Below are 22544 nucleotides of genomic sequence, written 5' to 3' on the forward strand. Positions count from 1 at the left end.
ATAATAATGAAAAAAGCTTCTATCATATCTTTTTGTTGTTTATTCTCTATTAATAGTTTTGCACAAGCGTGGGTAGATGCAGAAAAAAGCATCCCTGCCCAACCCTTTAAGGATATAGAGTATACAATAGAAATGCAAGGTTCGTTCTCTAAAAATGCCACCCCTTTATGGCACAATGCCAACAAATATGGCTTAAGCTCATTAGAAACGACAAATGGTTACTTACGAACTTCGCTTATAAGACCAGTTGAAAATGATTCTGCTCGACGTTGGGGATTTGGCTATGGTGTTGATGTTGCATTGCCCGTGAACTATTCTTCTAAACTAATTGTGCAACAAGCATTTGCCGAATTGCGTTGGTTACATGGCGTATTGACCATTGGAAGCAAAGAACGAACAATGGAACTGAAAAACAATCGTTTAAGTTCTGGAGCACAAACACTAGGTATTAATGCTCGACCTGTGCCTCAAGTACGATTAAGTTTACCCGAATATTGGCGTCTTCCCATAGCCAATGGTTGGTTACATCTTAAAGGTCATCTTGCAGCTGGATGTTTTACAGATGACCAATGGATGAAAACATTTACCAAGCAACAATCTAAATATACTGAAAAGGTGTTTTATAACAGTAAAGCAGGATTCTTAAAGATTGGTAATGAAGATGTTTTTGCACCACTATCTATCGAAATGGGACTTGAAATGGCTGCTCAATTTGGGGGTACTTCTTATGGAGCTGATCCGTCGGGAAAGCCTATTATTAATAAAGGAGGAACAAGTTTAAAAGATTTTATACACGCTTTTATCCCCGGAGGACACGAAGTTACAGAGTCGGACATCGTGTATAAGAACGTAACAGGAAACCACTTAGGTAGTTGGTTGGCTCGTATTAACTATGATACAGACATCTGGAAGGCTTCAATTTATGCCGATAAGTTCTTCGAAGACCATTCTGCTATGTTACAAATCGACTACAATGGCTATGGAACAGGGGATGCTTGGAATCAAAGAACTAAATCTCGTTGGTTCGTATACGACTTTAAAGACTTTCTATTAGGAGCTGAATTCCAACTGAAATATGGAACTTGGATCCGTAATATCGTGTTCGAATATGTCTATTCCAAATACCAAAGTGGACCAATTTACCACGATAGAACGCCTAATATACCTGATCATATAGCAGGACGAGACGACTTTTACAACCATCTTGTTTACTCTTCGTGGCAACATTGGGGACAAGTGATGGGCAATCCTTTATATCTTTCACCGCAATACAATAAGAGTGGCGAAACAGAAGTAAAGGACAATCGTTTTGTTGCTTATCACATTGGATTAGAAGGAACACCATACAACAACCTAAGCTATCGTTTTTTAGCTACTTATAGACGTGGTTATGGCTCGTATAATCATCCTTATGTCCATCCAAAGGAAAGCTTTCACTGCATGTTAGAGGCTTCTTACCAGCTAAAGAAATGCTGGTTAATAACAGGTTCGTATGCAATGGACTTTGGAAAGTATATCGGTAACAACACAGGTGTTCAACTAACAATATCTAAGAAAGGCATATTAGGATTATGAAAAAAATACTATTATTCTTCTGTTTGTCGCTCATTATGGTCTCATGTGAGATAGAATCGTCTAAAAATGGAAAGCTTGATGGCTTTTGGCACTTAACAACTATCGACACAATAGCCACAAAAGGGCACCTAGATGTTAGTGAAAAGGGTTATTTTTGGTCTGTGCAAATGCACTTATTGCAGATTGCAAGGCAAGAAGGAGGAACGGGTTTAATTGTCTTTAGATTTGAGAATAAAGACAATACACTTAGGGTTTACGACCCATATGCAAACCATAGAGAAAACGGAGACCCTAAGATTATCGACACTTCAATAACCTCTTTAATGGGAATTAATCATTTAGATGAAACATTTGCTATAGAAAAATTAAAGGGAAACATCATGATCTTGCAAGGAAAGGAATTGCGCTTAACTTTCAAAAGGTTCTAACTGTAATGAAAAGAGCTTAAGACAGATTCTCATTTGTATACTTTTGTCAAGAAAACACCTAGTTTCCTTGATATCTTTATCCTGTTTAGATATAAAACTTGTTTAAAAGTTATTTTATATAAGGCTACCATTATGTTTCTATAAAAGTGCTTTTTATTTCTTTGTTTTATATTGAAAACAAAGAAATGAGGGCACTTTTAGTATGTTCTTAGGTCACTTAAAAGGTGATATAGCTCTTTTACAATGTTCGAAGATTGATATTTTTCGACATTAATATTCGCCATTTTATCGTATAAATTTTTATCGTTTATTAATAGCTCAACCTTTTCTTGCATCGCTTTATAATCGTTTAGTGGCACAATAAAGCCGTTTTCACCATCTTTTATAATTGTGTTATGACCTCTATTGCTCACTGCAACGATGGGTAAATGGCAATATTGAGCTTCTATTAGGTTAAGGGGAAGACCCTCCCGAATACTTGATGCCACGCAAATATCTGAGGTATTCATTAGCTGGGCAATATCTTTTCGCCAGCCTAAAAAATGTATTTTATCCTTAATTCCCAGTTGATTAACAAGCTTAATATATTCTCCTTTCTCGTTTAAAGGTCCTGCTAGGATAAGATAAATATTGTAATTGCCTTGCTTATTCATATTCTGAACAAGTCGAATAAGCATCTCTTGGTTTTTATTTTTAGAGACTTCGGCAACGTAAATCAATGCAATAGCATCTTGAGGAATATTGAATTGATTTCTATATTCTTGACGAATAGCGTCACGATTGTCTATCTTTAATCTATTAAAATCAACCCCAATACCATTGATGAGGGCTACTTTCATCTTTTGATTAAAATGCTTTTGAACCAAATTATAGTCTTCGGGATTGATTGTTATGAATAGATTTGTGAAATAAGACATCAGCTTTTCTATTGGATAATATAACAACCAATTGAGCAAAGGTGCCCCTTTAAAGAAATGAAGTCCATGTGCAAAGTAGGCAACTTGGGGCTTTTTGCCACGTAAAAGAGCCACAGCTATGCGTGAAATAACGCCTCCAACGGGGGTATGACAATAGATAATGTCGTAGTTATTCTTTGCTATTAGCTTCTTTAATTGAAAGATTCCTTGTATAGTTTTAAAGGTAAAAGGACTACGTTTCCAACACATTGCATAGATATTGTCACCTGCTTCTATTGGTTCATCAACAGAACAAGCAACGTCTACCTGCCAATTTTGGGCCTGTAAGTATTGTATTGTTGGGATATGAAACTTGTTTACGTGTCCTCTTCCTACGTTAGCAACTAACAATATCTTCATCTTTTATAACTTTAAAGTGTTCTCTTTGCAGTAGAGAAAATATGGGTTTATGGTGCAATAGCAATGACTTTTACCCTTATTTATAGTGCAAAGATAATATGTTCTTGTTGGTTTTGTCTTGAAAACTCTATCTTTATGCTTGTTTAAATGCAAAAAGTGCGTTTAAAGTGTTAGTCTTTTGTCTGTGTATTGCGTTGCAATGCCGTTGTTAAAGCACTTTTAATGCCTTCGAGGTCGTTAGAGTTGGGAATCGACTTAGAGCGCAATCGAAGTAGAACATCAAGTAAATGAAGATGCGAGAAGCAGTAGTATAGCACGCATTTTAGGTAGTTTTTAAGTAGAACTACACGGTAGTTGGGAATGATTTGCTTGTGCTTTCTCAGCTCTTTGCGTTCTCCTTTCATCGATAATAAATACTTATCGAGGTAAGGAAGACCCGAAACACGATAGAAAAGCAATGGTTCTGCAATGTTATAGAAGCGATATTTTGAGAAAGTACGCATCCATAAGTTGTAATCTTCCATGCGAATGCCTCCTTCATCGTATGGATTTTGAACAAACCAAGAACGCTTTGCCATGATAGAAGGGTGAATAAAGCATTGGTGTTGAATTACATTTGTGATGTTATTGGGGTGCTCTGGATAGCAAATAATACCCGTAATTTTGTTTCTTATGTCAATTGTTACAGCACTACAGCCTACTACATCGACCTCATTATGTTGTTGTAAATAAGCCAATTGTCGTGATATTCGTTGTGGAAACATGATATCATCAGCATCCATACGAGCGAAATATTCTCCTTTCGACAAGGCAACAAGTTCGTTAAGGCGTGCTGAAAGTCCTTTATTTTGCCCATCATGAATAACCTTTATCCTTTCATCTTGAAAGTGATAGGCAATATCCAATGACTTATCCGTACTGCCATCGTCTATCAATAACAATTCAAATGATTTGTGATCTTGATTGAGTACAGATAAAATGACTTGCTCTAAGAAGTCTTGAGCATTGTAAAAAGGAATTCCAATACTTACTTGTATCATCGAATTTATTCTAATATAAGTTATATTCTTTATCAATTATAATCGAATCCACGTTGGTGGAATAAGGTCTTTTGTGGCATTATTCATGCTCAAATCATTGTACCAGCGTTTGGGAGCAATCACTTTTTTATCGTTATTGTTAATGAGGTAAGCCGCCCACCAGCTGAAAGTACTATTCGAAATGATTGCATGTTTGCAACGAGTCATAAGATAAAAGTCCTTTAAATCGCAGCTACTGCCTTCGTTTTGAATAAAGGTTACCTCGTTATTATTGAGCTTTAAGTGGCATTTAACCCATTCGATGTCGTTTGAAAAAACAAAGAAATGGTAGGTTTTGTTACCTTCCTTTATTTTATTTACAGCGTTTTCAAAGTAATTTAGAGGGCATTCTGCAAATACCTTTTGGTTCTCTTTATTGAGATAATCACCCCTTCTGATATGCAAAAATACTGCTTCAGACTGCTCAATAGCATTGATATAATCGGCAGAAATGTCGTTTATTAGCTGATCTTCGAACTGTAATGAGGGCGTGAAAGCACTTAAATAGCGATAAGATTGCCAGTAACCATCGAAGCAATAAGTGTCGTTAAACGATTGATTTTGATAGTTAGAGCCATTCTCTATCTTTACTTTTCTGTTCAAAAAGGGAAAGAGTAGTAATAGCTTTCGCATACATCTATAAGCCAATTGCTGTGTAAAAGCATAATGAAAACGCCTTAACTCGGTATTATGAGATATGCGTAGAGTAGGGAAGAAACGATGTATTTGTAGTTGATTGATATCTAATGCAGGCTCAGAAAAAAAGGAAATAGAACAGTTATACTTCTCTTTTAGATACTCTCCAAAGAAGTATTGAAACAGTTGATTACCAAAACCGCCTGATAGTTTAATATGTTTTAAAAGTTGAGAATCCATAAAATATTTCTATATAGCTCTTTAATTCTGCGCTTAATGCGTTGAATATATGCTGTTTGGGGTAGTTTATCAAAATATTTTCCGCCATGTTTTATCTTATTTCTAATGATGATATAAGGCTCAAAAGGAATATTACTGCCTTCAGGAAAGCCAAAAGAAGGAGGTAGAATCTTTATCTTCTTGTTGTGAAAAAAATGATTTAAGTGCGACTCATCGTGATAAATTGCGATGCAATTGCGGTCTAAGTCTTTCTTAATATTTTCGCTACAAATGTGTGAAAGACGGTAGAATGCCTCGTGAGTACCGCCATTTACGCCTCCCATAAAATAGTTATAGTTTTCTCCTTTCGTGTGTTTTATGTAGGCGGTAGAACGCTTTCGCTTTTCATAAGGTAACGAAATAGGGTTGTGTTTGTAGTAATGTCCAGGGTGTAAGACTCCCAATAAGCCGTTTTCTTCTATGCTTGTAAGGAACATATCGGGTGTAATTACCTTCTTAAACTCCATGTTTGAGTTGAAGAAAAAGACGTAATCGCACTCTTTTGAATCTTCTTCTGCCTTAATAAACATATCAAATCGCAATAGAGTATCTAAGGGAAAACCTTGTGATTGCTTGTAATATGTTTTGATATTGTTGGTGTTTTGAATGTCAGAAGCATCCGTAAATACATAATATTTCTTTTCAACTTGCGGTAAAAAGAACTGCTCACAACTATCAAAAAAGCCTTTCCAAAAGATGGAATACTTACCTGTGCAGATGTATAAAATACCTATCTTCATTTGTGAAACTTGCTTTTTATAAATTGTTTGATATAGATTCTATTGTTTAGTTCTCTATAACTAAAGAATGTAAAGATAGCCAATAAAATTATATTTGCAACGTAATATAATGACGAATCACGCATAAATAGTGTGCTCATAAATAGACCTAACAACACAATATAGATGCTTTGCAACTTCCAAAAGCTGTTGTTAAACTCCATTCCGTAGTGCTTTTTATATACAAAATAGAGCAATAAAGATACAAAAAGATTACCAATGATCATGGCAAAGCCAATGCCATTAAGTCCAAATAGATAGTAGGCTGCAATGGTAATGATAAAGTTTCCGCCGTTACCCAACAACGCATCGTATATTAAATACATCTTTTTATCGCCATGAGCCAATGGAATATACGACAAAGTGGCCCACATAATGCGGAACAAAAGCGAGAATGTTATGCACTGAGTGAGTAGCTCTATTGAATAGAACTTAGTCGAAAGCAAAAGCCATAAGATAGGTTTTGTGAAGAGAATGAGTATGACTGAGACAATAGAAATAAGTATAATAAGCAGCTCAGCCTCTTCAGATACAATGTTGTTAAATTCCTTTTTATTGTCAAGAGCCTTCGAAAGTCGAGGATAAAAGTCGGCTATTAAGGTCGCAGCAAGTATCGAAAAGTTGCGCATTGTAATGGAATAAGCCGCTTGAAAGTATCCAACATCTTCTATAGAACCAAAGATTCGAATGAAAATGTTGGTGAAATAGGTAAATAAGTTTATTAAAAGCGAACTGAACATAATGATTATTCCCAGTTTAATCATGGGTGAACCAATGCTCCAAACCTCTATCCAAGAGAGGCGAATACGCTTCATTGATAACCTTTTTACATATAAACTGTTGATGATAAACGTGATGATAAAACCGCACGAGATGGCTAAAGAGACGCCTTTATGATTGAAAAAGTAGAGTAGTGGTATGGCTATTATTACGCTACTGATTGCTGCAAATATCGTTGTTTGTGCCAAAGCGGTTAGCCGTTGCATTCCTTGTAGAATCGTAGTGTTGCCGTATGACAACAGCATAGCGCAGGCTCCGAAAGACAATATCATGAAATCTGTGGTGTGATTATTGGCTACTCCAAATGAAATGTCACTGAGAACTGGAGCTGCAAAGATGCAAAATAAGAACGCAATAATGGCTAATAAACGGATAAGCGTTTTAAAAGCGATGATTATTTTTTGCTGTTCTATTGGGCTTTCGCTATTTTGTGACTGTGCAATATCACGAATAGCACTCTGTGGAAGTCCCATACTTGTAACCTGATAGAGGGTGTTGAGTGTGATTAAAAAGATAGAATTGAGCCCAATACCAATAGGACCAAGCAATAAAGCGATAACCTTTGCTCGGACGATTGACATGAGTGCTTCGATGATTTGCGCACCACTCATCACTATTGTTGCCTTTAACAGACTTTTATAACCATTGCTCATTAAATATTCTTTCTTGTGTTTTTTATCTTGCTTTTTAAGCAAATGTAATTGTAAAACGAGCTAACAGCACCGCAATTTCTCATTAGTTGGTATTGAGTTGCCATTTCTTTAAAACGTACACACAAGCTTTTTCCTTTTTGAGAGTTTACAAAGTTGCCCGTGACATTATTGTCATGTTTGCGATAAAGCATTTGAGGCGTTTCTACAAAGCCCACCTTTCCGTTTGCTTTATAAACACAGATAGCCACCCACCAATCGTGCATTGGGGCGTATTTCGCTACTGGAAACGATATTTCTTTAGCCTTTTTGTTAAATAACATGGTGCAACCTGTGATGTAACCAATGAATGCTTGTTCGGTAAAAGAGTTGAAAATGTGAGGCGAAAAATGGATACTTTTCCAAAAAGAAGTAGACAAAACATTTAAGTTTTCGTCTACCAATTGAAGGTTAGTGAATACCATTCCTGGCGTTGTTTCATCGCAATTTAATGAGCGAAAAGCTGCTATTTCATTCTCAATCTTATTTGGAAGCCACACGTCATCTTGGTCGATGAACATGTATAGTGGTGAATCTACCTCTTGAAGGAGAGCCATAAAGTTCATAAAAGGACCGAGATTGTGTCCCTCGTTATCAATGATAACAATGTTATGGTGTTTTTTTTGATAGCTTTCTATTATGCTTATTGTATGATCTTTCGAACCATCATCACGCACAAATAGCGTCCAATCTGTATAAGTTTGGGCGAAAAGAGAGTTTAATTGCTCACCAATGAACTTCTCTCCATTATATGTTGCCATCAAAATGGCTATTTTTCTATGGTTGTTTATCATGTCTTGCCCATTTAAAATAGATGCTATTTTGAGTGCAAATTATGATGAGTCCAATGAACTCTAAGGTTGCAATAATACTCAAAATTATATTTTCTTGAAAGAATTGAAGAATGAGATTGGTTACGAAATAAGTATAGATACACTTGGCAATGCTGTTTCCATTGTTGCTCATTCGATAAAGGAAACCTGTAATAGTTCCGTAGATGAAAGCGAAGAATGCCACCCCTTTGTACCCGAAATCTTCAAAGAAAGGTTGAAAAATGGTGTAAACATTAGTAGGAACAGGTACAAAAACAAACTCTTGAATACCTGGATTGATATCGAATGGACCAAAACCCCAGTTGTTAAGGAAATGATAAAATGCAGAAAATGTGCTGAATCCAAATTGCGTATTGGTGTTTTCTGTGATGTATCCGAATGCCACAGGTGGAGAAAGTACATACATTCCCATAAATTCGAGAAGTGTCATACTATTATCTACAGTGCTGGATTGTTCGGTTCGGGCATTGGTAAAAATGAAAAAGAATGTAAATAGAGGAATAGCAGACATTAGTATTGAGCGAGCTTTGATATATCCTTTTTCATAGAAAACAAAGACTAAAGTAGTAATTATGAATAGAATGGGAGTTTTACCCATGATGGCAAATGCATTAATAAGATTTGCCAGAATAATGATGCTGAGTTCTGTTTTTGTAATTTTAGGATACATCCATAAGCCTATAACCAGTAGTACTTGACCAATTATAATGGTGTAGTTCAGTATACCGAAGTTTTTTTCTCCTTCAATATTATAGATGCGCATGTTGTATAAAAGGTCAGCGATGTTATAGCTCATAACAATCTTTAAAATATTATAAAGGTACAAAGGTGCGATAATAGTAAGCAGAATGAGTAAGCCATTAAATAAAGAGTGATTTATAGTTATGGTATCTTTAATACGATTTCCCTCCTTTTGCGGGAAGACATAATAGGTAATTAACGATGAAAAACAGAAAATAGGAACCCATAGATAAAGACAATTGTAGAATTGATCTTTTATAGGATAGAGTGTTTTTCCAGCAAAGAGAAAAAGAAAAAGAATGAGAAACCAAATACCTGTGGTTAGAAACCAAGGCGCAAAAAGGTCACCGAGGTGGAATGCTTTGAATGCAACTAGAATAATGGCGAGTAGAATAACAATTGTAATTTCCATTTTTATCCCTTTAGAAATTGTTGATAAGTTTTTCTACCTAGGATAAACCAAGAGAGAAAAATAAATAATATAATGTCTGTTGTTACGATGTAAACGATGACATTTGGACGAAACGGCTTTATTGCAACTGTAGGCGATTGCAAGATAGAAAAGGGATAAATAGGTTTCTGTTGCAGAGCCAAGGCTCTGTTATATTGTTCTTGTTTCTTGTTATATAAGAGTTGTGTACGTATTTTTTCTGAGTTCAGATATGTAATCATCTTTTTTTCTGATGGTAATGATGTCTCAAAATGCGCATCGAAATAAGTATCGTAGCATTTTTGAGCATCTTGGTAGATCTCTAAGGCTTTGTCTTTCTCTTTCTTTGTTTGGTCGACTTGTGCTTGAATGATAATACCTTTGTTTTGAGAAATTTTATGGTGAAGTAAAGAGAGAATGGAATTCATTAGATGAGCTGCCACCAATGGATTTCTGTCTGTCATACGAATTGTGATAATGTAACGTTTTTCATCAATCTTATATTTAATTTTAGTTTTGATGGCATCAATGCAAGCGTTAATATCTTTTATGCCCAAATATTGTTGATAGGTACAACGTTTATCATAGATTCTGCTCTTCGCCAGAGCCTTTAAGAAATCTTTGGAATGCAGAATCATTCCATATACTATAGGAGAATTTGTTCCTAAATCCTTAGGTTCCATGTTTCTGAGTTGGGCTGTCATAGCATCTAAGCCAATGAGGATATCGCTATCAATGTGTTCATCACTAAGCTTGGCAAACGAAGCATATTCTTTTGGAGTTAAAAAAGATACAGTAAAAGCTATAAACGTACCAATCGAAAGCCCTATAATATATAGTTTGCGATGTCTCCAACATTCTTCGATAACAGAAAAACTGCTCTGGGGAGTGATTTCTTTCATTTTTTTCTCATCTGTTGTTTTCGGGAAAAATAATCAATTCGTGTCTCTTTTGATATAATAATACCAAACATCTTGTGATAAATGCAAAGAATATAAAGGTAAATAAGGTATAACTTTTGGGTTTGTTACTGTGTTTAATAGGGACTGAAGCTGATTGAATCTCTGTGAAAGCAGGTGTCTTTTCTTGTACTTTGGCTTTGGCAAGTTGCAATTGTTGTGCTACTTGTGTATAGATATTGTATTTTAATTGCATCTCATTTTCAAGATCGGCTTGCTTGGATTTAAAGGATTCTAGTAATAAATCTTGGTTGGCATCAGCATATGAACCGTAAAGTTGTCGTGAACGAGTGTATTGTTCTTTAGCCTCACGGCATAAACGTTCCATATATTCTGCATCACTGCGTGCTTTATTTGTTCTGTAGCGTGTGATAAATAATTGCAATCTGCTTTTAATGGAATCTGCCATAGTGGCTGCAATAAGTGGATCTTCAGCTGTAACTTCTATTGAAATAACACTTGTTTTTTTGTCCACTGTACATTGTATGTTTTTGCTGATAGCTCCAGCCACATCAGATTGTTCTTTTGTTAGCATAAAGGGATCAATCTTTTTGTTATCTGATTTTGTTGGGCGACTTAATATCCAGCTGATAGGCTTCATCCAAAATGGAGTGGTTTGTTTACTTTTTATATAATCATAATAGCAGATATTAATCTTTCCATCCTTTGATTTAACTTTTATATTGAATAGCCCCACAATGAATTGGTTTGATTTCATTAAGTCTGGATATACTTCTGGAAAGATTGCATCACTCATGTTACCTAGGTTCATATTCATGCCTACCATTGATGCAAGTGATGAAAGATTTGAGGTTAAGTTGTTACTTGATGAACCTTCAGGAGCTAACATTACGCTTGATTTATAGATTTTTGGACTACCAAAAGCAATACTTAAACCAATTATTGCACCTACAAAACAGTATAGAAGTGTTTGTTTGCGGTCTTGGTTTAATACTCTTAAAAAACGAATAAGGTCAATGCCAATCCTGTGATTCGGTCTTTCTTGTGTCATTTTCTTTGTTTGCTTTATTTTATTAAGTTTGTCATTGTGGAGATCATTGTGGCTATTGAGGCCACAGAAGTGCCGATAGAGAGCCATTGTGCAAATGAGTTTCCTGTTCTTTCGGGCTTACTTGGTACTATAATTTCACATCTTGGGCGTACTTTGGCGTTATGTCCTACCTTAGCAACAGTACCATTCATGTACACGATATCTGTGTGACTCTTCTTCGCTCTGTTGCCCCAACCATCTGCTTGGTTGATATACCAGTTTGCTTTTCGACCCTTTTCGTAAGCCGCAGTATTTGGATACATTACGTCACCGCTTATCTTTACGGTCCATTATACTCGGGAATGATGACTTTGCTAATTATCTTGGAATCATATCTGTATTTCTGATTGATTATTTCAAGGCTTTATCTAATTTAAACTCCACATCATAAGTGCTTCTACATTTAGCTTTACGCCTTTATTTGTTTTCAGTATACAAAGATATATAATTTATATTTAATATATAAAAAGAGTTGTTTTTATCTCTGTGTTATATAACATATTTTTCTTAATGATGTGATACATTTTGAATTTATGATGTTCGGTTTATTATTAAACGAAAATTTAATTATCTCCTTTTGTGTTTTTTAGATGAACGAATTTAAAAGAAAAAAATTGTGTATGGGCACTTTATTTTTTGTTATAAATACAAAGAAACTGAAAATCTTTTTTTGTTTTTCTCTAAAGAAATGATTTGATTAAATGATTGCTTTTATGTGAGAAGGCGTAATAGCTTAGAGTTTGGCACTGAAAAGGTAAGGTTTTAGAGGATAAATCGTAAGCTTTTAGGAAGTAATAGCATAGCTTAGGTATCAACCCCAAACAAAAGCAAACAAAATGCCTTTATATAAGGGGCTTTTAAGGTGGTGGGCTTTCTTTTTATCGTTGCCCTTTTGTATCTTTATTTTGTTATTTTGTTGTTACTTTTGTTACTCCTTTGTTACTCCTTCTTTTCCTTCATTCTCCTTTATATACTTCTCAAAGTATAGAGCAAGGGCGAAAGCAAAACCGCCAGAGAGTAGTAGAGCAAAGAAAGCACCAAAAGAAACAAAGGAGGATATAACATCTCGGCTAATACGCCCACTGAAAATTGCGGAAAACGCAACTATGGAGTAAATCAACACGGGCGCCGCTATGAGTAAAAATAGTAGCGTTAGACCTTTAAAAATTCGGTAGTAGCTTCTTGCTAATTCTGTATTTGTCATATGTTAAAAAATTAAGTTTACACATTATCATATATAAGGGCGACTTTTACACACTCCTACAAGTATTCGCTCACCTTTTTTATAGCTCTGTAAATACCTTTTATATCACACCTAGAAACCTCTAACGTGCCATATTTGGTGTTATCCGCTGATAGCGTTATGGTATTTGCAGTAGCTAAGTTATTTCTTAAAACCCTTTTTATAGTGAAAGAATTATCGTAAATAATAGCGATTATTTTTTCGTTTTGGATATAGTCCCATTGCTCGGGTTCAATTTTTTCGCACAAAATCATAGCTTTATTTTGAATTGTAGGCGACATGCTTTCGCCTTTTGCCTCTATGACGATGTGCCTCTCCTTTGTGTAGGCTTCGCCCTTCGCTACATACACGGGGTAGGTTTCGAGGGTTGCAGAGGCTTGCGAGAGGTTATCTGCAAAGGAAGCAAGGGCAGGCACAGAGAACAACGGTAAATATATTAGTTCATCTTTAATATATGGAGCAACAAAGCTAGCGTTGTTGTCTTCGGTGGATGTTGATTTGAGCATTTCGCCCTCACCATATAAAAGCCAATCTCTATTCAGTTCGGGAAAAGCTTTCAGAACATTGCTCAATTTTTGCTCTCCAAAACTTTTTCGCATCGAGGTGATATACCCCGTTGAGAGGTCTGCAAGGCTCTCAAATTCTTTCATTGTTAAGCCCTTGTATTTTATAAAATACAAGGCTCTCTCCTTTACGCTACTTGTACTCATGATTTTAGTTTTAAAATACGTTAAATATCAGAGCAATGTTTTGATAAATCAGAACAATGTTCTATATTTGCAATTGTAATAAGTCCGTAACTTGTTACAAATGTTTGATAATCTACAAAGATAAATAAAATGAATAAAACAAAAAAGCGAAAGATAATAAAAATGTCGATGGAGAGCAAGAAAGCATTAGCTAAAGACTTCCAAGTATCGATTAAAACGGTGTACGATGCCCTTGCATTTAGAAGCCACTCAAACACAGGGGAAGACATCCGAGCCGTAGCACTAAAGAAGTATAAAGCCATCCTTACGGAAGAAATTTATTTCAGTCCAACAATACAGAAGAAGCGATGACGATTGATTCGCATTTCCACCAACGCAATTTCATGTTTCAGTATGCAAATTATGGAATTTGGAAAGTTACGTATATCTCGCCAAAGACTGGCGAAAGGTGGTCGGCAGGTGTTACAGATTTGGACTTAATCGAAAGAACAAAAAACACACGATTCCCAAAGAGTGATGACTTGCTTAAGCTTTTAAGTATTTGTAAAAACAACACAACTAAACGAAAAAGAGGAACTAAAAAAAATGAAAACATTTAAGCAAATTTTCGGAAACGAATTAAGATGGATTAAAGGTTTAACCCCTGTAGGTCTTATAACCCTTTTTGGAATTTTTATGCAAGCCTTTAGAACGCTCCAGTATGTGGAAAGCGGTAAAACTTTGGAGTTTATCGGTAGTCTTATAGGTCTTGTACTTTTGATACGCTTTGCAGGAATAATCAAAATAAGTAAAAACGAAATAGAGGAGTGAAAATTATGTACATCGAACAAGCAATCACCGTAATAGAAGCGAACTTAAATAAAACGCTTTCAGCTGTAGAATCTTTATCTCTACAGGTAACAAGTTTAACCGATAAAATAAACCGCCTCAAGGAAACGGCAGGGGGCAAGAGTAAGGAGGTTTGCTCTTTATACTCTGCCACTGAAGCAGCCGCCTATCTCGATATAAAGTTAGGCACTATAAGACGCCTATGCTGTAAAAAGGTATTACCCTATACCAAGAGAGGCAAGAGAAGCTACTTTAAGAAGGAGGATCTCGACGCCTACCAAGATAGTATTTCTTATACTAAACTTTCAAGGGAGCAAATCGAGGAGGAGGCAAACAACCGAATTCAATTTAGATAAATACACTTCCTTTCATATAGTAATTAGCGTTTTACTGATTTTTCATTTAAGAACGCAGTTCGTGAGAATAGCGTTCTTTCTAAACTAAAAAAAAACAAATTAAACAATGAATATAAAAGGAAAGATACATTGCTTTTTCGAGCAGTCTGGCACGTTTAAAAACGAGTTCAAAAAGCTTGGTTTTGATGTCGAGGATTACGACATACAAAATGAGTTTGGAGAAACCGACAACGTGATAGATTTATTTGCTGAAATTGAAAAATGCTACAACGGAGAAGCAAGTCTTTTTGATAAGATAAGCAAAGACGATTTGATATTAGCGTTCTTTCCGTGTATATATTTTTGCTCAACAAGTCAAATGGCTTTCAGTTTTGGTTGTCACAACTATAAAGGATTAACTCAACGAGAGAAGACAGAGATGATATTAAGCAGGTCTAAGAATAGAGAGTATTTTTACTCTTTGCTTATAAAATTATTCTCTATTTGCATTGAAAAAGAATTTCGATTAATTGTTGAAAATCCGTGGAGTATGCAAACCTTTCTCAAATCTAATTTTGTTTTGCCCCCAACATTTGTAGATAACAATAGAATGCTAAGAGGAGACTATTACGAAAAAACCACGGCTTATTGGTTTGTGAATTGCTCTCCAACGTATGGGAGAAGCTATCAAAATGACAAGCCAAAGAAGACAATTATGTCCTCAAAAGGTTCGAAAGAAGCTGGCGTTTGCTCAATGGAACGCTCGATGATTTCAAAGGATTACGCAAGAAATTTTATACACGATTTCATCTTGGGGAAAGAGCAAAGGTACACAGAGAGACAATTATTTTAATCATATAAAAATAACACACAATATGAAAAAATATACCAAAAGAATATTCCTCAATCTTGGTGAAATCGAGCATTCAGGAGTAAAAGATTTTAATGAGCTTTCGGAAATCACTTGGAGCGAAGAAAGGGTTTTTGATAGCGATATTGAATACATAAGAGTAACTAAAACTAAAAAGAAATAAAAGAATGAAAGCAAGAATTAAAGAGACAGGAGAAATTGTAGATGTAAAGTTCTCCGTGCATCCCAACCCTGCTGTTGAAGAAACTTATTGGTGGTGTAAAGATAAACAAGAAAGTTATCACAAATGGGAACTTGATTTTGGGGGAGTTAATATATTGGGGGACTTTGTTGATTGGGAGCAACGTCGCTATGAAATTGCAAAAGACATAGTGGCTTATTCATTCTCTACACCAATGCATGGTGTGAGTATGGTTTCGTATATTCATAGCTGTGTAGAAGTTGCTGATATGTTGATTGAAGAACTAAAAAAGAAATAAAATATGACACACGAAGAATTTTTGAAAGCCGTTCAAAATGAACGAAGTTTTATTAATCGTTTGCTTAAATCAAAAGCAAAAAGAGAAAGAGCAATTAAACGATTAATTCAAGAAAGATTTGCCCACCTCGAGGGGAAGTTTTGCAAAGTAGAGGATAAGCTTTACTATATAGTCAAAGTTTGCGGAAGAGCAGAAGACAAAGAAGTGAAACCTATTGTAAATGTACTCCTTTTTAGTTCTAATGAAATGATGTTTAAAGGCGATTTTAAAACATTAGGATTTGCATTTCATCCTTATTATTTAGGTTATAACGATTTGTTGAAAGCAGAACAAAACATTGTAAGTAAAAAGTGTGTTTTTAAGCACATCGTAAAATTAGTAAATGAAATGAAAAGTAATTTTTAAAAACACAAATAAGTATGGAGGAAAAGAAATTCAACGTGCAGAAAAGATGTGAAGAGATACACGCCCAGTATGGCACAAGCGAAATGGCAAACTACCGCATACAGCTTATGTGCGATAAAATAGAAAATCGTGCATTTGAGGCAGGGCGTAAGAGCGTGTTGGAAAGCATACCTGAATTGAAGTGGAAAGATGAGGATAGACGTGGCGACGAAGAAAATTACATTGAGGAAAGCTACTCGTTAACCCCTTTTGGTGATTACTCTATTCTAAAATGGTACACTCCTACGGATATTACCTTATATTTTAATGGTGAACATTTCAAATCGGGTATAACAAGTGTACAACAAGCTAAGCAGGAAGCCAACGAGGACTACAAGAAACGAATTAAACAAGTATTGGGGTTATGAATTTAAGAAGTGTAATTTCAAATACAGAAATTCAAGCATCAAGGCTTGAAGATTGGATGAAAGAGTTAAGATGTTGGCTTATTTTCTATCGTTTTGAGGAAGATGACAAACCAATAATTGTGTATGAAGATGGCGAGGTGCTATTAAGATGGCACGAATACACTTTAACTATGCAAGTTGTTACAGAGTTAATGGAAGAAGTTGGTTATATAAGTATAGATAATTTTGAAATATGAAAACATACGTAATCACACTATCAAGACATTTCCTTGCTAATCATAAACGAGCTGGGGAAGAAACACATTTCAAAGAGAAGTTCCTACTTGGACAGGGGCTTATAGATTATGATACTCCGGCCTTGGCGAAGATACACACCATACGGGCGAATTACCCTCTATGGGAGAAACGCATCAAAGAGGTGCAGGAGGGGCGTGCCGTATTGTCCATTCGGCAGTGGACAGGTCAGCCTTACAGGAGCAAGCAGGTAGAAATTGCAACGCTAACAGCTGAAAATGGTGTTGGGTTACAGAGGCTTGAGTTCACAGATTGTAGGCTCCGTTTTCCATACACAGATAGCGAATGGACTACTATGGTTTCACTCGCCAAGAATGACGGGCTTTCGCTTAATGATTGGGTAGATTGGTTCGGAGGTTATGCCCTATCAGAACCGATGGCGATTATTCATTTTACGAAATTCAGATATTGATATGAAGCAAATTTATACGCTATGTAATTCAGAAGAAGAGGCAAATGCACTCGGTCATTTTATTATAAGTAAAGGATATGAGGGTGTGCAAAATGATAGTTACAGGTATTGCGATTTGGAAATCAGATTTGCCTTAAAAGAAAACAGAAGGCACCACAGAAGTTTTTGCTTTATCGGGGTAAATGGTTGCCAAATGGTAGTCGGCAAAAACAAGAAAGAAATGAGAAAGAAATTCTCTTATAAGTATATAAGAAAAGAGCGAATATTCAGAAAATTATTAGAACGAAACTAGATAAAGTTATGAGCAAAAAACTAATTCCACGCAAGATTAAAAAGGCTTGCAAAGTATACAGAAATTATGTGCCACTTAAAACAAAGTGGTCGCTATTTAGTAATGGCGCAGAACGGGTTTTGCCATACTTGTAAATATAAAGCTGATAGTAGGTATTGGGACACAGTTGGCTACCAAAGTGATATCAAATATTGGATGAAAATACCAGAGTTATAAATATAATTAATAGAATAATTATGAAAAGAATAACAGACATTAGTCAGCTAAAGAAAGGTGACGTAATAGTAAGTATTTATGATGATAGAGAAATTAGACGTGAATTTTTATGTATACATCCACATAATGATAAGTATTCTCTATTTTTGAATGAGTTGCAAGATGGATGTGAGAAATTCTACAACTCGTATCTAAAAACGAGTGAGTGGTATTTATTCACAAAATCTAAAGAAGACTACAATGAGATAGATACAATGGTAATTGAGAGTCTCAAAAAATCAATATCATTACGTGAACAGAGTATCTACAAAAGACAAAGGTCGTCCAGTAGACAAGAAACAGAAATATAACATGAATAGTCGTGAATTTTTTAGCAAGGTTGCTTTGATGGATTTGCAACACGACATGGGGAAAAGACAAGGACACCCTTTCTGCACATCAATTGAGTGTTCTCTTTTGCTCGTTTCAACAGCAATTATAATAACAATTATACTTGGCTTAATAATGTCAGGATTTAATAGGGATTAAAAATAAAATAACTATGCCATTATTGAGAGTTTTTTATGGTTGGGCAAAGCTCAATAAAACGAGAAAGCGAGAAGCAATATCTGTAATATATGAAAATTGCGGAGGCTATGAGAAAAACGAGAAAAAGGTAAAGATGTATCAAAACACTGTTTATGTTCGATACCAAACCGAAGAAGAGAAGAAAGATATAGAGTTTTGCACACGAATTTTGTCGGAAGATTCTATCTTCCTTGACAGTAAAGAAGCAAAAGGTAGTCTTGAAAAAGTCTTGCATATAAACTTCATGGCGGACAGCAAACAAGTTTCGCAACTCGTCAGAGAGGAGATAAGGGACAAATTAAGAAAAGAGTTTTTGCTAAACCATCGAAATTACAAAGAACCGAAAGCATTTCAAATAATGATAAATTTTTAATACTATAAAAAAAATAAAATAGCTATGGAAATGAAAAGATATAAATATTTTATTCTATGCTTAATTTTGGCAATGTCTTCTTGTGACTATGAGATTAGAGAGAAGGAAGAACCACCTAAGCCAAAATTAACAAAAGAGCAAATACGAAAGCAAGAGTATGAGCAAAGATTAAAATACTATGATGTAGAGTTTTTGTTTGAATGTAATGGTGTAAAGGTGTATCAGTTTGAAAACCATGGTGCATACTACTACTTCACCAACGCAAACGGAAGAACTTATTACGAATATACTAAAAGAATAAGTAAGTACACACGTAAAACAATTAATGTTCAATCACTAAACACAAAGAAATAAAATACAACTATGGAAGAACTTTTAAAAATGGTAATAGACCTTATGTCCGAGTTTACAAAGCTAAAGATCGAAAACAAGAGTTTAAGAGAAGAAAATGAGAAGCTAAGAGAGATAAACGATATTTCTTACAATAAATATAAAAGCGATTTGTAACTATGGAAATAAAATTGAACGCAGGGGATAGGATTATCGTTCCCGAAAATTGTACAGCAACTATTGAAGATAAATTAATTATTATCGAGGAGGAGCAAGAAGAGTTCAAGGAGGGTGATATTTTGATATCAAAATATAGTACATCTATTCTTATTTTTTCAAATTACAGAAAAGACGGCTTTGGTTTATTTGATAGCTATTTTAACAATACAAATAAATCAAATTCTGCTTGGGTTGTTAAAAACTTTCGCCACGCAACCGAGGAGGAAAAACAAACCTTGTACGATTCACTGAAAGAACAAGGGTTATATTGGAACGCAGGGAAAAAGGAGATGGAGAGAATAAGAAAGAGAGCGGAAAAAGGTGAAAAGTATTTATTTATTACTGGACGTGGAGAAATAGTTGAATATACAGAAGATAATGATTATGACGATGATGAAGCATATGATTTAGGAAATTACTTTCTTTTAAGTGAACGCAAAGAAGCTGAAGAATATGCAAAAGCCCTCAAAGCGATTTTTGAGAAGAGATTGAAAGTAATACAGGACTAAAAAAAATAATACAGCTATGGAATTAACTATTAATTTGAACCTTACCGAGCAAACCCTCGGAATGGTAAAAGCACTTTTACAAGCAGTAGAGGGGCTAAACTTAAAAGCAGTAGAGCAACAAGTACAAAAGGCAGAGAAACCCACAGAAACCAAAAAAACAACAACCACAACTACCAAGGAGCAGGAAACCGCCACGACTCTCTCGGACTTAAGGCAGATTTGTACTTCAATAGCAGAAGCGGGGGGACGTGACGAAATTAAAGAGCTGCTTAATAATTTAGGTTTTAAGAAAATAACAGAAATACCTGAAGAACAATATAACGAGGTTTACAAATCGCTTGAAAAAATTGCTAATAAAATACCCGCACCTTTCTAACATGAACACAAAAGACCTAGGAACGAGTAAGACGCACGCAAGGTTATCGCCTTCTAGTGCCCACCGCTGGACTAAGTGCACCCCGTCGGTGAAACTCGAAGAACTTTTCGAGGATAAAACCAGCGAAGCAGCGCAGGAGGGGACTATTGCCCACGAAATAGCAGCGGTAAGACTAAACGAGGCACAAACAAATGGACTATTAAAGCCCCTAAAGAAAACAACGCTTAACGCTATTTGCAAAAAGCTAGAGGGTGAAGGAATTACAAAAGAGTTTTTTAACGAAGTTGTCACCCCTGAAATGCTAAACTATTGCGAAGATTATGCGCAGTTTGTTTGCGATAAACTTATCGAAGCAAGAGCAAAAACCCCCGACACCATCTTACAAGTAGAAAAGAAGCTTAACGCAAACTATTACGGTAAAGATATGTTCGGCACAACTGATGCCGCTATAATTAGCGATACCGCCTTAGAGATTATCGACTTAAAATACGGGCAGGGGGTGAAAGTTAGCGCAATAGATAACGCTCAAATGATGATATATGCGCTTGCAAATATACAAGCTTATGAGATTCTTTACAATTTTGAGAGCGTAACAATGACGATATACCAACCACGTATGGGAAACATAAGCACGTCAACAATGAGCGTTCAGGACTTAAAGCAATGGGGTGAAGAGTACTTAAAGCCTTTAGCTGATAAAGCCTATAAAGGTGAAGGGGTTCAGAGTTGCGGTTCGTGGTGCGGATTCTGCAAAGCGAAAACAAGTTGCGCAGAGCAAGGCAGGGAGTTAAAAGGATTAGAAGAGCTAAAACAAAAGGAGCTTTTAACAAAAGAAGAACAAGCCGAGATAGTTCTTAAAGCCCCTCAAGTGATAGCCTGGCTTAATGCAGTAGTAAAAGACGTAACGGAAAGAGCGAAACAGGGCGAAGCGTTCGAGGGCTTAAAACTCGTGGAGGGTCGCTCCGTGCGTAAGATTGTAGACCCTGAAAATCTCGTAAAAGCATTAACGGCTAAAGGCTATACCGAGGCGCAACTATACGAAAGCAAGTTAATAACGCTTACAGCTATGCAGAAGCTATTGGGCAAAAAAGCTTTTACCGAGGACGTCGTCCCCTACACGATAAAGCCTGTAGGTGCTTTGCAACTCGTTAGCCTAGATGACCCAAGACCAGAGGCAACCGCAAAGGATGATTTTAATAACACAGATATAGAAATATAATTTTTTAACTAACAAATTTTTCAAAATGGAAAACGGTCAATTAATGACAAAAGTAAAGATCGGCAAAGCCCGAGCAAGTTATGTAAATGTATTCCACGCCAAAGGTGTGGAGGGTGCAGAACCTAAGTACTCTATTTCGCTTATTATTCCTAAAGAGAATAAAGCATTAGTGGCGCAAATCGAACAAGCAATTAAAAACGCATTCGATTACGGCAAAACAACTCTAGGGGCTAACGCTAAGCTAGAGAAGATTAAAACCCCTTTAAGAGACGGAGACGAGGAACGCCCAGAAGATGAAGCCTACAAGAACGCTTATTTTATTAACGCATCATGTAAGACAAAGCCAGGCGTTAGCGTCTTCAAAGGTACAAAGATAGTAGACGGCAAGAAGCAAAATATTATCGAAGCTTTAGACGATGAAGAAGAAATGTATAGCGGTTGCTTTGTTTACGCTAGTGTTAACTTTTACGCCTACAATACCAGCGGTAACAAAGGTATTGCCGCAGGGCTTAACAACGTTCTAAAAGTCGCAGACGGAGAGCCTTTAGGCGGTCGGATTAGTGCTGAAGCGGATTTCTACGATATGGACATACCAGAGGAAGCACCAGCGGATGACGATATGTTCTAAATAATTAAAGAGAGTAAAAACTTAAAATTTTTAATTTAATAAGATACAAAATTTAATAAGTTCTTTAATCCATTTTCTTTATTAAACAATTTCGGTGGGGTTCGCCCCACCTTTTCAACACTCTTTCGCCTATGACCCCCAAAGCCTTTACTAATAAATTCACAAAAGAAACATATATAAATATTGCAATAGATGTTTTTTCTAGGTGCTTTAATTTTGATGCGTCCTTTTCTTTAGAGCTTGCAAAATTCGTGGA

At 35.7% G+C, this 22544-nt stretch carries 34 protein-coding genes and 1 pseudogene; 23 read left to right on the forward strand and 12 right to left on the reverse strand.

Going from position 1 to position 22544, the window contains the following annotated elements:
* Window positions 1-6: 6 nt before the first annotated feature.
* Window positions 7-1575 carry a capsule assembly Wzi family protein gene (locus HMPREF0669_RS04565; protein ID WP_009227348.1) on the forward strand — a complete coding sequence of 523 codons (1569 nt, stop codon included), beginning with the start codon at window positions 7-9 and terminating at the stop codon, window positions 1573-1575.
* Complete coding sequence (locus HMPREF0669_RS04570; protein ID WP_009227349.1) at window positions 1572-2003, forward strand: lipocalin-like domain-containing protein; 432 nt, start codon at window positions 1572-1574, stop codon at window positions 2001-2003. The genes HMPREF0669_RS04565 and HMPREF0669_RS04570 overlap by 4 nt, the downstream gene beginning before the upstream one ends.
* Window positions 2004-2200: 197 nt before the next feature.
* Here the strand turns inward: HMPREF0669_RS04570 and HMPREF0669_RS04575 are convergent, their stop codons facing one another.
* The 12 genes and pseudogenes from HMPREF0669_RS04575 to HMPREF0669_RS04630 form a co-directional block, all read right to left on the reverse strand.
* The gene (locus tag HMPREF0669_RS04575; RefSeq protein ID WP_009227350.1) at window positions 2201-3319 is read right to left on the reverse strand and encodes a glycosyltransferase family 4 protein; all 1119 of its coding nucleotides are present in this window, start codon (window positions 3317-3319) and stop codon (window positions 2201-2203) included.
* Window positions 3320-3489: 170 nt separating this feature from the next.
* Window positions 3490-4359, reverse strand: a complete 870-nt coding sequence (locus HMPREF0669_RS04580) for a glycosyltransferase family 2 protein (RefSeq protein ID WP_009227351.1) — start codon at window positions 4357-4359, stop codon at window positions 3490-3492.
* Window positions 4360-4395: 36 nt separating this feature from the next.
* Window positions 4396-5274, reverse strand: a complete 879-nt coding sequence (locus HMPREF0669_RS04585) for an alpha-1,2-fucosyltransferase (protein ID WP_009227352.1) — start codon at window positions 5272-5274, stop codon at window positions 4396-4398.
* Window positions 5256-6053, reverse strand: coding sequence for a family 6 glucosyltransferase (locus HMPREF0669_RS04590; protein ID WP_009227353.1), 798 nt, complete (start codon window positions 6051-6053; stop codon window positions 5256-5258). The genes HMPREF0669_RS04585 and HMPREF0669_RS04590 overlap by 19 nt, the downstream gene beginning before the upstream one ends.
* Window positions 6050-7525 (reverse strand): oligosaccharide flippase family protein, encoded by a 1476-nt coding sequence (locus HMPREF0669_RS04595; protein ID WP_009227354.1) that lies wholly within the window; start codon window positions 7523-7525, stop codon window positions 6050-6052. The genes HMPREF0669_RS04590 and HMPREF0669_RS04595 overlap by 4 nt, the downstream gene beginning before the upstream one ends.
* Window positions 7525-8322 (reverse strand): glycosyltransferase family 2 protein, encoded by a 798-nt coding sequence (locus HMPREF0669_RS04600; RefSeq protein WP_020967174.1) that lies wholly within the window; start codon window positions 8320-8322, stop codon window positions 7525-7527. Before HMPREF0669_RS04600 ends, HMPREF0669_RS04595 begins: the two co-directional genes overlap by 1 nt.
* Before the next feature lie 16 nt (window positions 8323-8338).
* Window positions 8339-9547: an O-antigen polymerase gene (locus tag HMPREF0669_RS04605; RefSeq protein WP_009227356.1), complete on the reverse strand. Its 1209-nt coding sequence runs from the start codon at window positions 9545-9547 to the stop codon at window positions 8339-8341.
* A 2-nt stretch (window positions 9548-9549) separates the two neighbouring features.
* Window positions 9550-10467, reverse strand: coding sequence for a hypothetical protein (locus HMPREF0669_RS04610; RefSeq protein ID WP_009227357.1), 918 nt, complete (start codon window positions 10465-10467; stop codon window positions 9550-9552).
* A 7-nt stretch (window positions 10468-10474) separates the two neighbouring features.
* Window positions 10475-11536, reverse strand: a complete 1062-nt coding sequence (locus HMPREF0669_RS04615; protein WP_020967175.1) for a Wzz/FepE/Etk N-terminal domain-containing protein — start codon at window positions 11534-11536, stop codon at window positions 10475-10477.
* 14 nt (window positions 11537-11550) lie between these two features.
* Window positions 11551-11888 (reverse strand): annotated as a pseudogene (locus HMPREF0669_RS10225) (capsule biosynthesis protein); the annotation flags it as partial.
* 615 nt (window positions 11889-12503) lie between these two features.
* On the reverse strand, window positions 12504-12779 hold the full coding sequence (locus HMPREF0669_RS04625) for a hypothetical protein (RefSeq protein ID WP_020967176.1): 276 nt from the start codon (window positions 12777-12779) through the stop codon (window positions 12504-12506).
* A 56-nt stretch (window positions 12780-12835) separates the two neighbouring features.
* A complete protein-coding gene (locus HMPREF0669_RS04630) occupies window positions 12836-13468 on the reverse strand; it encodes a S24 family peptidase (protein ID WP_198024632.1) in 633 nt (210 codons plus the stop codon).
* Between the two features lie 189 nt (window positions 13469-13657).
* Between HMPREF0669_RS04630 and HMPREF0669_RS04635 the strand changes: the two genes are divergently transcribed.
* From HMPREF0669_RS04635 to HMPREF0669_RS04720, 21 genes are all read left to right on the forward strand, one after another.
* A complete protein-coding gene (locus HMPREF0669_RS04635; RefSeq protein ID WP_044045625.1) occupies window positions 13658-13879 on the forward strand; it encodes a hypothetical protein in 222 nt (73 codons plus the stop codon).
* The gene (locus tag HMPREF0669_RS04640; protein WP_020967178.1) at window positions 13876-14127 is read left to right on the forward strand and encodes a hypothetical protein; all 252 of its coding nucleotides are present in this window, start codon (window positions 13876-13878) and stop codon (window positions 14125-14127) included. Before HMPREF0669_RS04635 ends, HMPREF0669_RS04640 begins: the two co-directional genes overlap by 4 nt.
* Complete coding sequence (locus tag HMPREF0669_RS04645; RefSeq protein ID WP_009227362.1) at window positions 14114-14338, forward strand: hypothetical protein; 225 nt, start codon at window positions 14114-14116, stop codon at window positions 14336-14338. Before HMPREF0669_RS04640 ends, HMPREF0669_RS04645 begins: the two co-directional genes overlap by 14 nt.
* Before the next feature lie 5 nt (window positions 14339-14343).
* Window positions 14344-14712 carry a helix-turn-helix domain-containing protein gene (locus HMPREF0669_RS04650; RefSeq protein ID WP_020967179.1) on the forward strand — a complete coding sequence of 123 codons (369 nt, stop codon included), beginning with the start codon at window positions 14344-14346 and terminating at the stop codon, window positions 14710-14712.
* A gap of 106 nt (window positions 14713-14818) precedes the next feature.
* Window positions 14819-15544, forward strand: coding sequence for a hypothetical protein (locus HMPREF0669_RS04655; RefSeq protein ID WP_009227363.1), 726 nt, complete (start codon window positions 14819-14821; stop codon window positions 15542-15544).
* A gap of 22 nt (window positions 15545-15566) precedes the next feature.
* Complete coding sequence (locus tag HMPREF0669_RS10230) at window positions 15567-15725, forward strand: hypothetical protein (RefSeq protein ID WP_009227364.1); 159 nt, start codon at window positions 15567-15569, stop codon at window positions 15723-15725.
* Window positions 15726-15729: 4 nt separating this feature from the next.
* Window positions 15730-16041 (forward strand): hypothetical protein, encoded by a 312-nt coding sequence (locus HMPREF0669_RS04660; protein ID WP_009227365.1) that lies wholly within the window; start codon window positions 15730-15732, stop codon window positions 16039-16041.
* A 3-nt stretch (window positions 16042-16044) separates the two neighbouring features.
* Window positions 16045-16446: a hypothetical protein gene (locus HMPREF0669_RS04665; RefSeq protein ID WP_009227366.1), complete on the forward strand. Its 402-nt coding sequence runs from the start codon at window positions 16045-16047 to the stop codon at window positions 16444-16446.
* Between the two features lie 14 nt (window positions 16447-16460).
* Entirely contained in the window at window positions 16461-16853 is a 393-nt protein-coding gene (locus HMPREF0669_RS04670) for a hypothetical protein (protein WP_009227367.1), read from the forward strand.
* Window positions 16850-17089: a hypothetical protein gene (locus HMPREF0669_RS04675; protein ID WP_009227368.1), complete on the forward strand. Its 240-nt coding sequence runs from the start codon at window positions 16850-16852 to the stop codon at window positions 17087-17089. Before HMPREF0669_RS04670 ends, HMPREF0669_RS04675 begins: the two co-directional genes overlap by 4 nt.
* Window positions 17086-17559, forward strand: a complete 474-nt coding sequence (locus HMPREF0669_RS04680; protein WP_009227369.1) for a hypothetical protein — start codon at window positions 17086-17088, stop codon at window positions 17557-17559. Before HMPREF0669_RS04675 ends, HMPREF0669_RS04680 begins: the two co-directional genes overlap by 4 nt.
* A gap of 1 nt (window position 17560) precedes the next feature.
* Complete coding sequence (locus HMPREF0669_RS04685; protein WP_009227370.1) at window positions 17561-17851, forward strand: hypothetical protein; 291 nt, start codon at window positions 17561-17563, stop codon at window positions 17849-17851.
* A gap of 8 nt (window positions 17852-17859) precedes the next feature.
* Window positions 17860-17985 (forward strand): hypothetical protein, encoded by a 126-nt coding sequence (locus tag HMPREF0669_RS10495; protein WP_009227371.1) that lies wholly within the window; start codon window positions 17860-17862, stop codon window positions 17983-17985.
* A 373-nt stretch (window positions 17986-18358) separates the two neighbouring features.
* Window positions 18359-18595, forward strand: coding sequence for a hypothetical protein (locus tag HMPREF0669_RS10235; RefSeq protein ID WP_009227373.1), 237 nt, complete (start codon window positions 18359-18361; stop codon window positions 18593-18595).
* 22 nt (window positions 18596-18617) lie between these two features.
* A complete protein-coding gene (locus HMPREF0669_RS04695; protein ID WP_156860557.1) occupies window positions 18618-19007 on the forward strand; it encodes a hypothetical protein in 390 nt (129 codons plus the stop codon).
* Window positions 19008-19037: 30 nt separating this feature from the next.
* Window positions 19038-19361, forward strand: a complete 324-nt coding sequence (locus HMPREF0669_RS04700) for a DUF4884 domain-containing protein (RefSeq protein WP_020967180.1) — start codon at window positions 19038-19040, stop codon at window positions 19359-19361.
* A gap of 9 nt (window positions 19362-19370) precedes the next feature.
* On the forward strand, window positions 19371-19514 hold the full coding sequence (locus HMPREF0669_RS10240; protein ID WP_020967181.1) for a hypothetical protein: 144 nt from the start codon (window positions 19371-19373) through the stop codon (window positions 19512-19514).
* Window positions 19515-19516: 2 nt separating this feature from the next.
* Window positions 19517-20065 carry a hypothetical protein gene (locus HMPREF0669_RS04705; protein WP_009227376.1) on the forward strand — a complete coding sequence of 183 codons (549 nt, stop codon included), beginning with the start codon at window positions 19517-19519 and terminating at the stop codon, window positions 20063-20065.
* A gap of 16 nt (window positions 20066-20081) precedes the next feature.
* Complete coding sequence (locus HMPREF0669_RS04710) at window positions 20082-20441, forward strand: hypothetical protein (RefSeq protein WP_009227377.1); 360 nt, start codon at window positions 20082-20084, stop codon at window positions 20439-20441.
* A gap of 1 nt (window position 20442) precedes the next feature.
* Entirely contained in the window at window positions 20443-21660 is a 1218-nt protein-coding gene (locus HMPREF0669_RS04715; RefSeq protein ID WP_020967182.1) for a DUF2800 domain-containing protein, read from the forward strand.
* A 43-nt stretch (window positions 21661-21703) separates the two neighbouring features.
* Window positions 21704-22288 carry an ssDNA-binding protein gene (locus HMPREF0669_RS04720; RefSeq protein ID WP_009227379.1) on the forward strand — a complete coding sequence of 195 codons (585 nt, stop codon included), beginning with the start codon at window positions 21704-21706 and terminating at the stop codon, window positions 22286-22288.
* Window positions 22289-22544 lie beyond the last annotated feature (256 nt).

Origin of the sequence: Prevotella sp. oral taxon 299 str. F0039, assembly GCF_000163055.2 — a bacterium.
Classification (GTDB): domain Bacteria; phylum Bacteroidota; class Bacteroidia; order Bacteroidales; family Bacteroidaceae; genus Prevotella.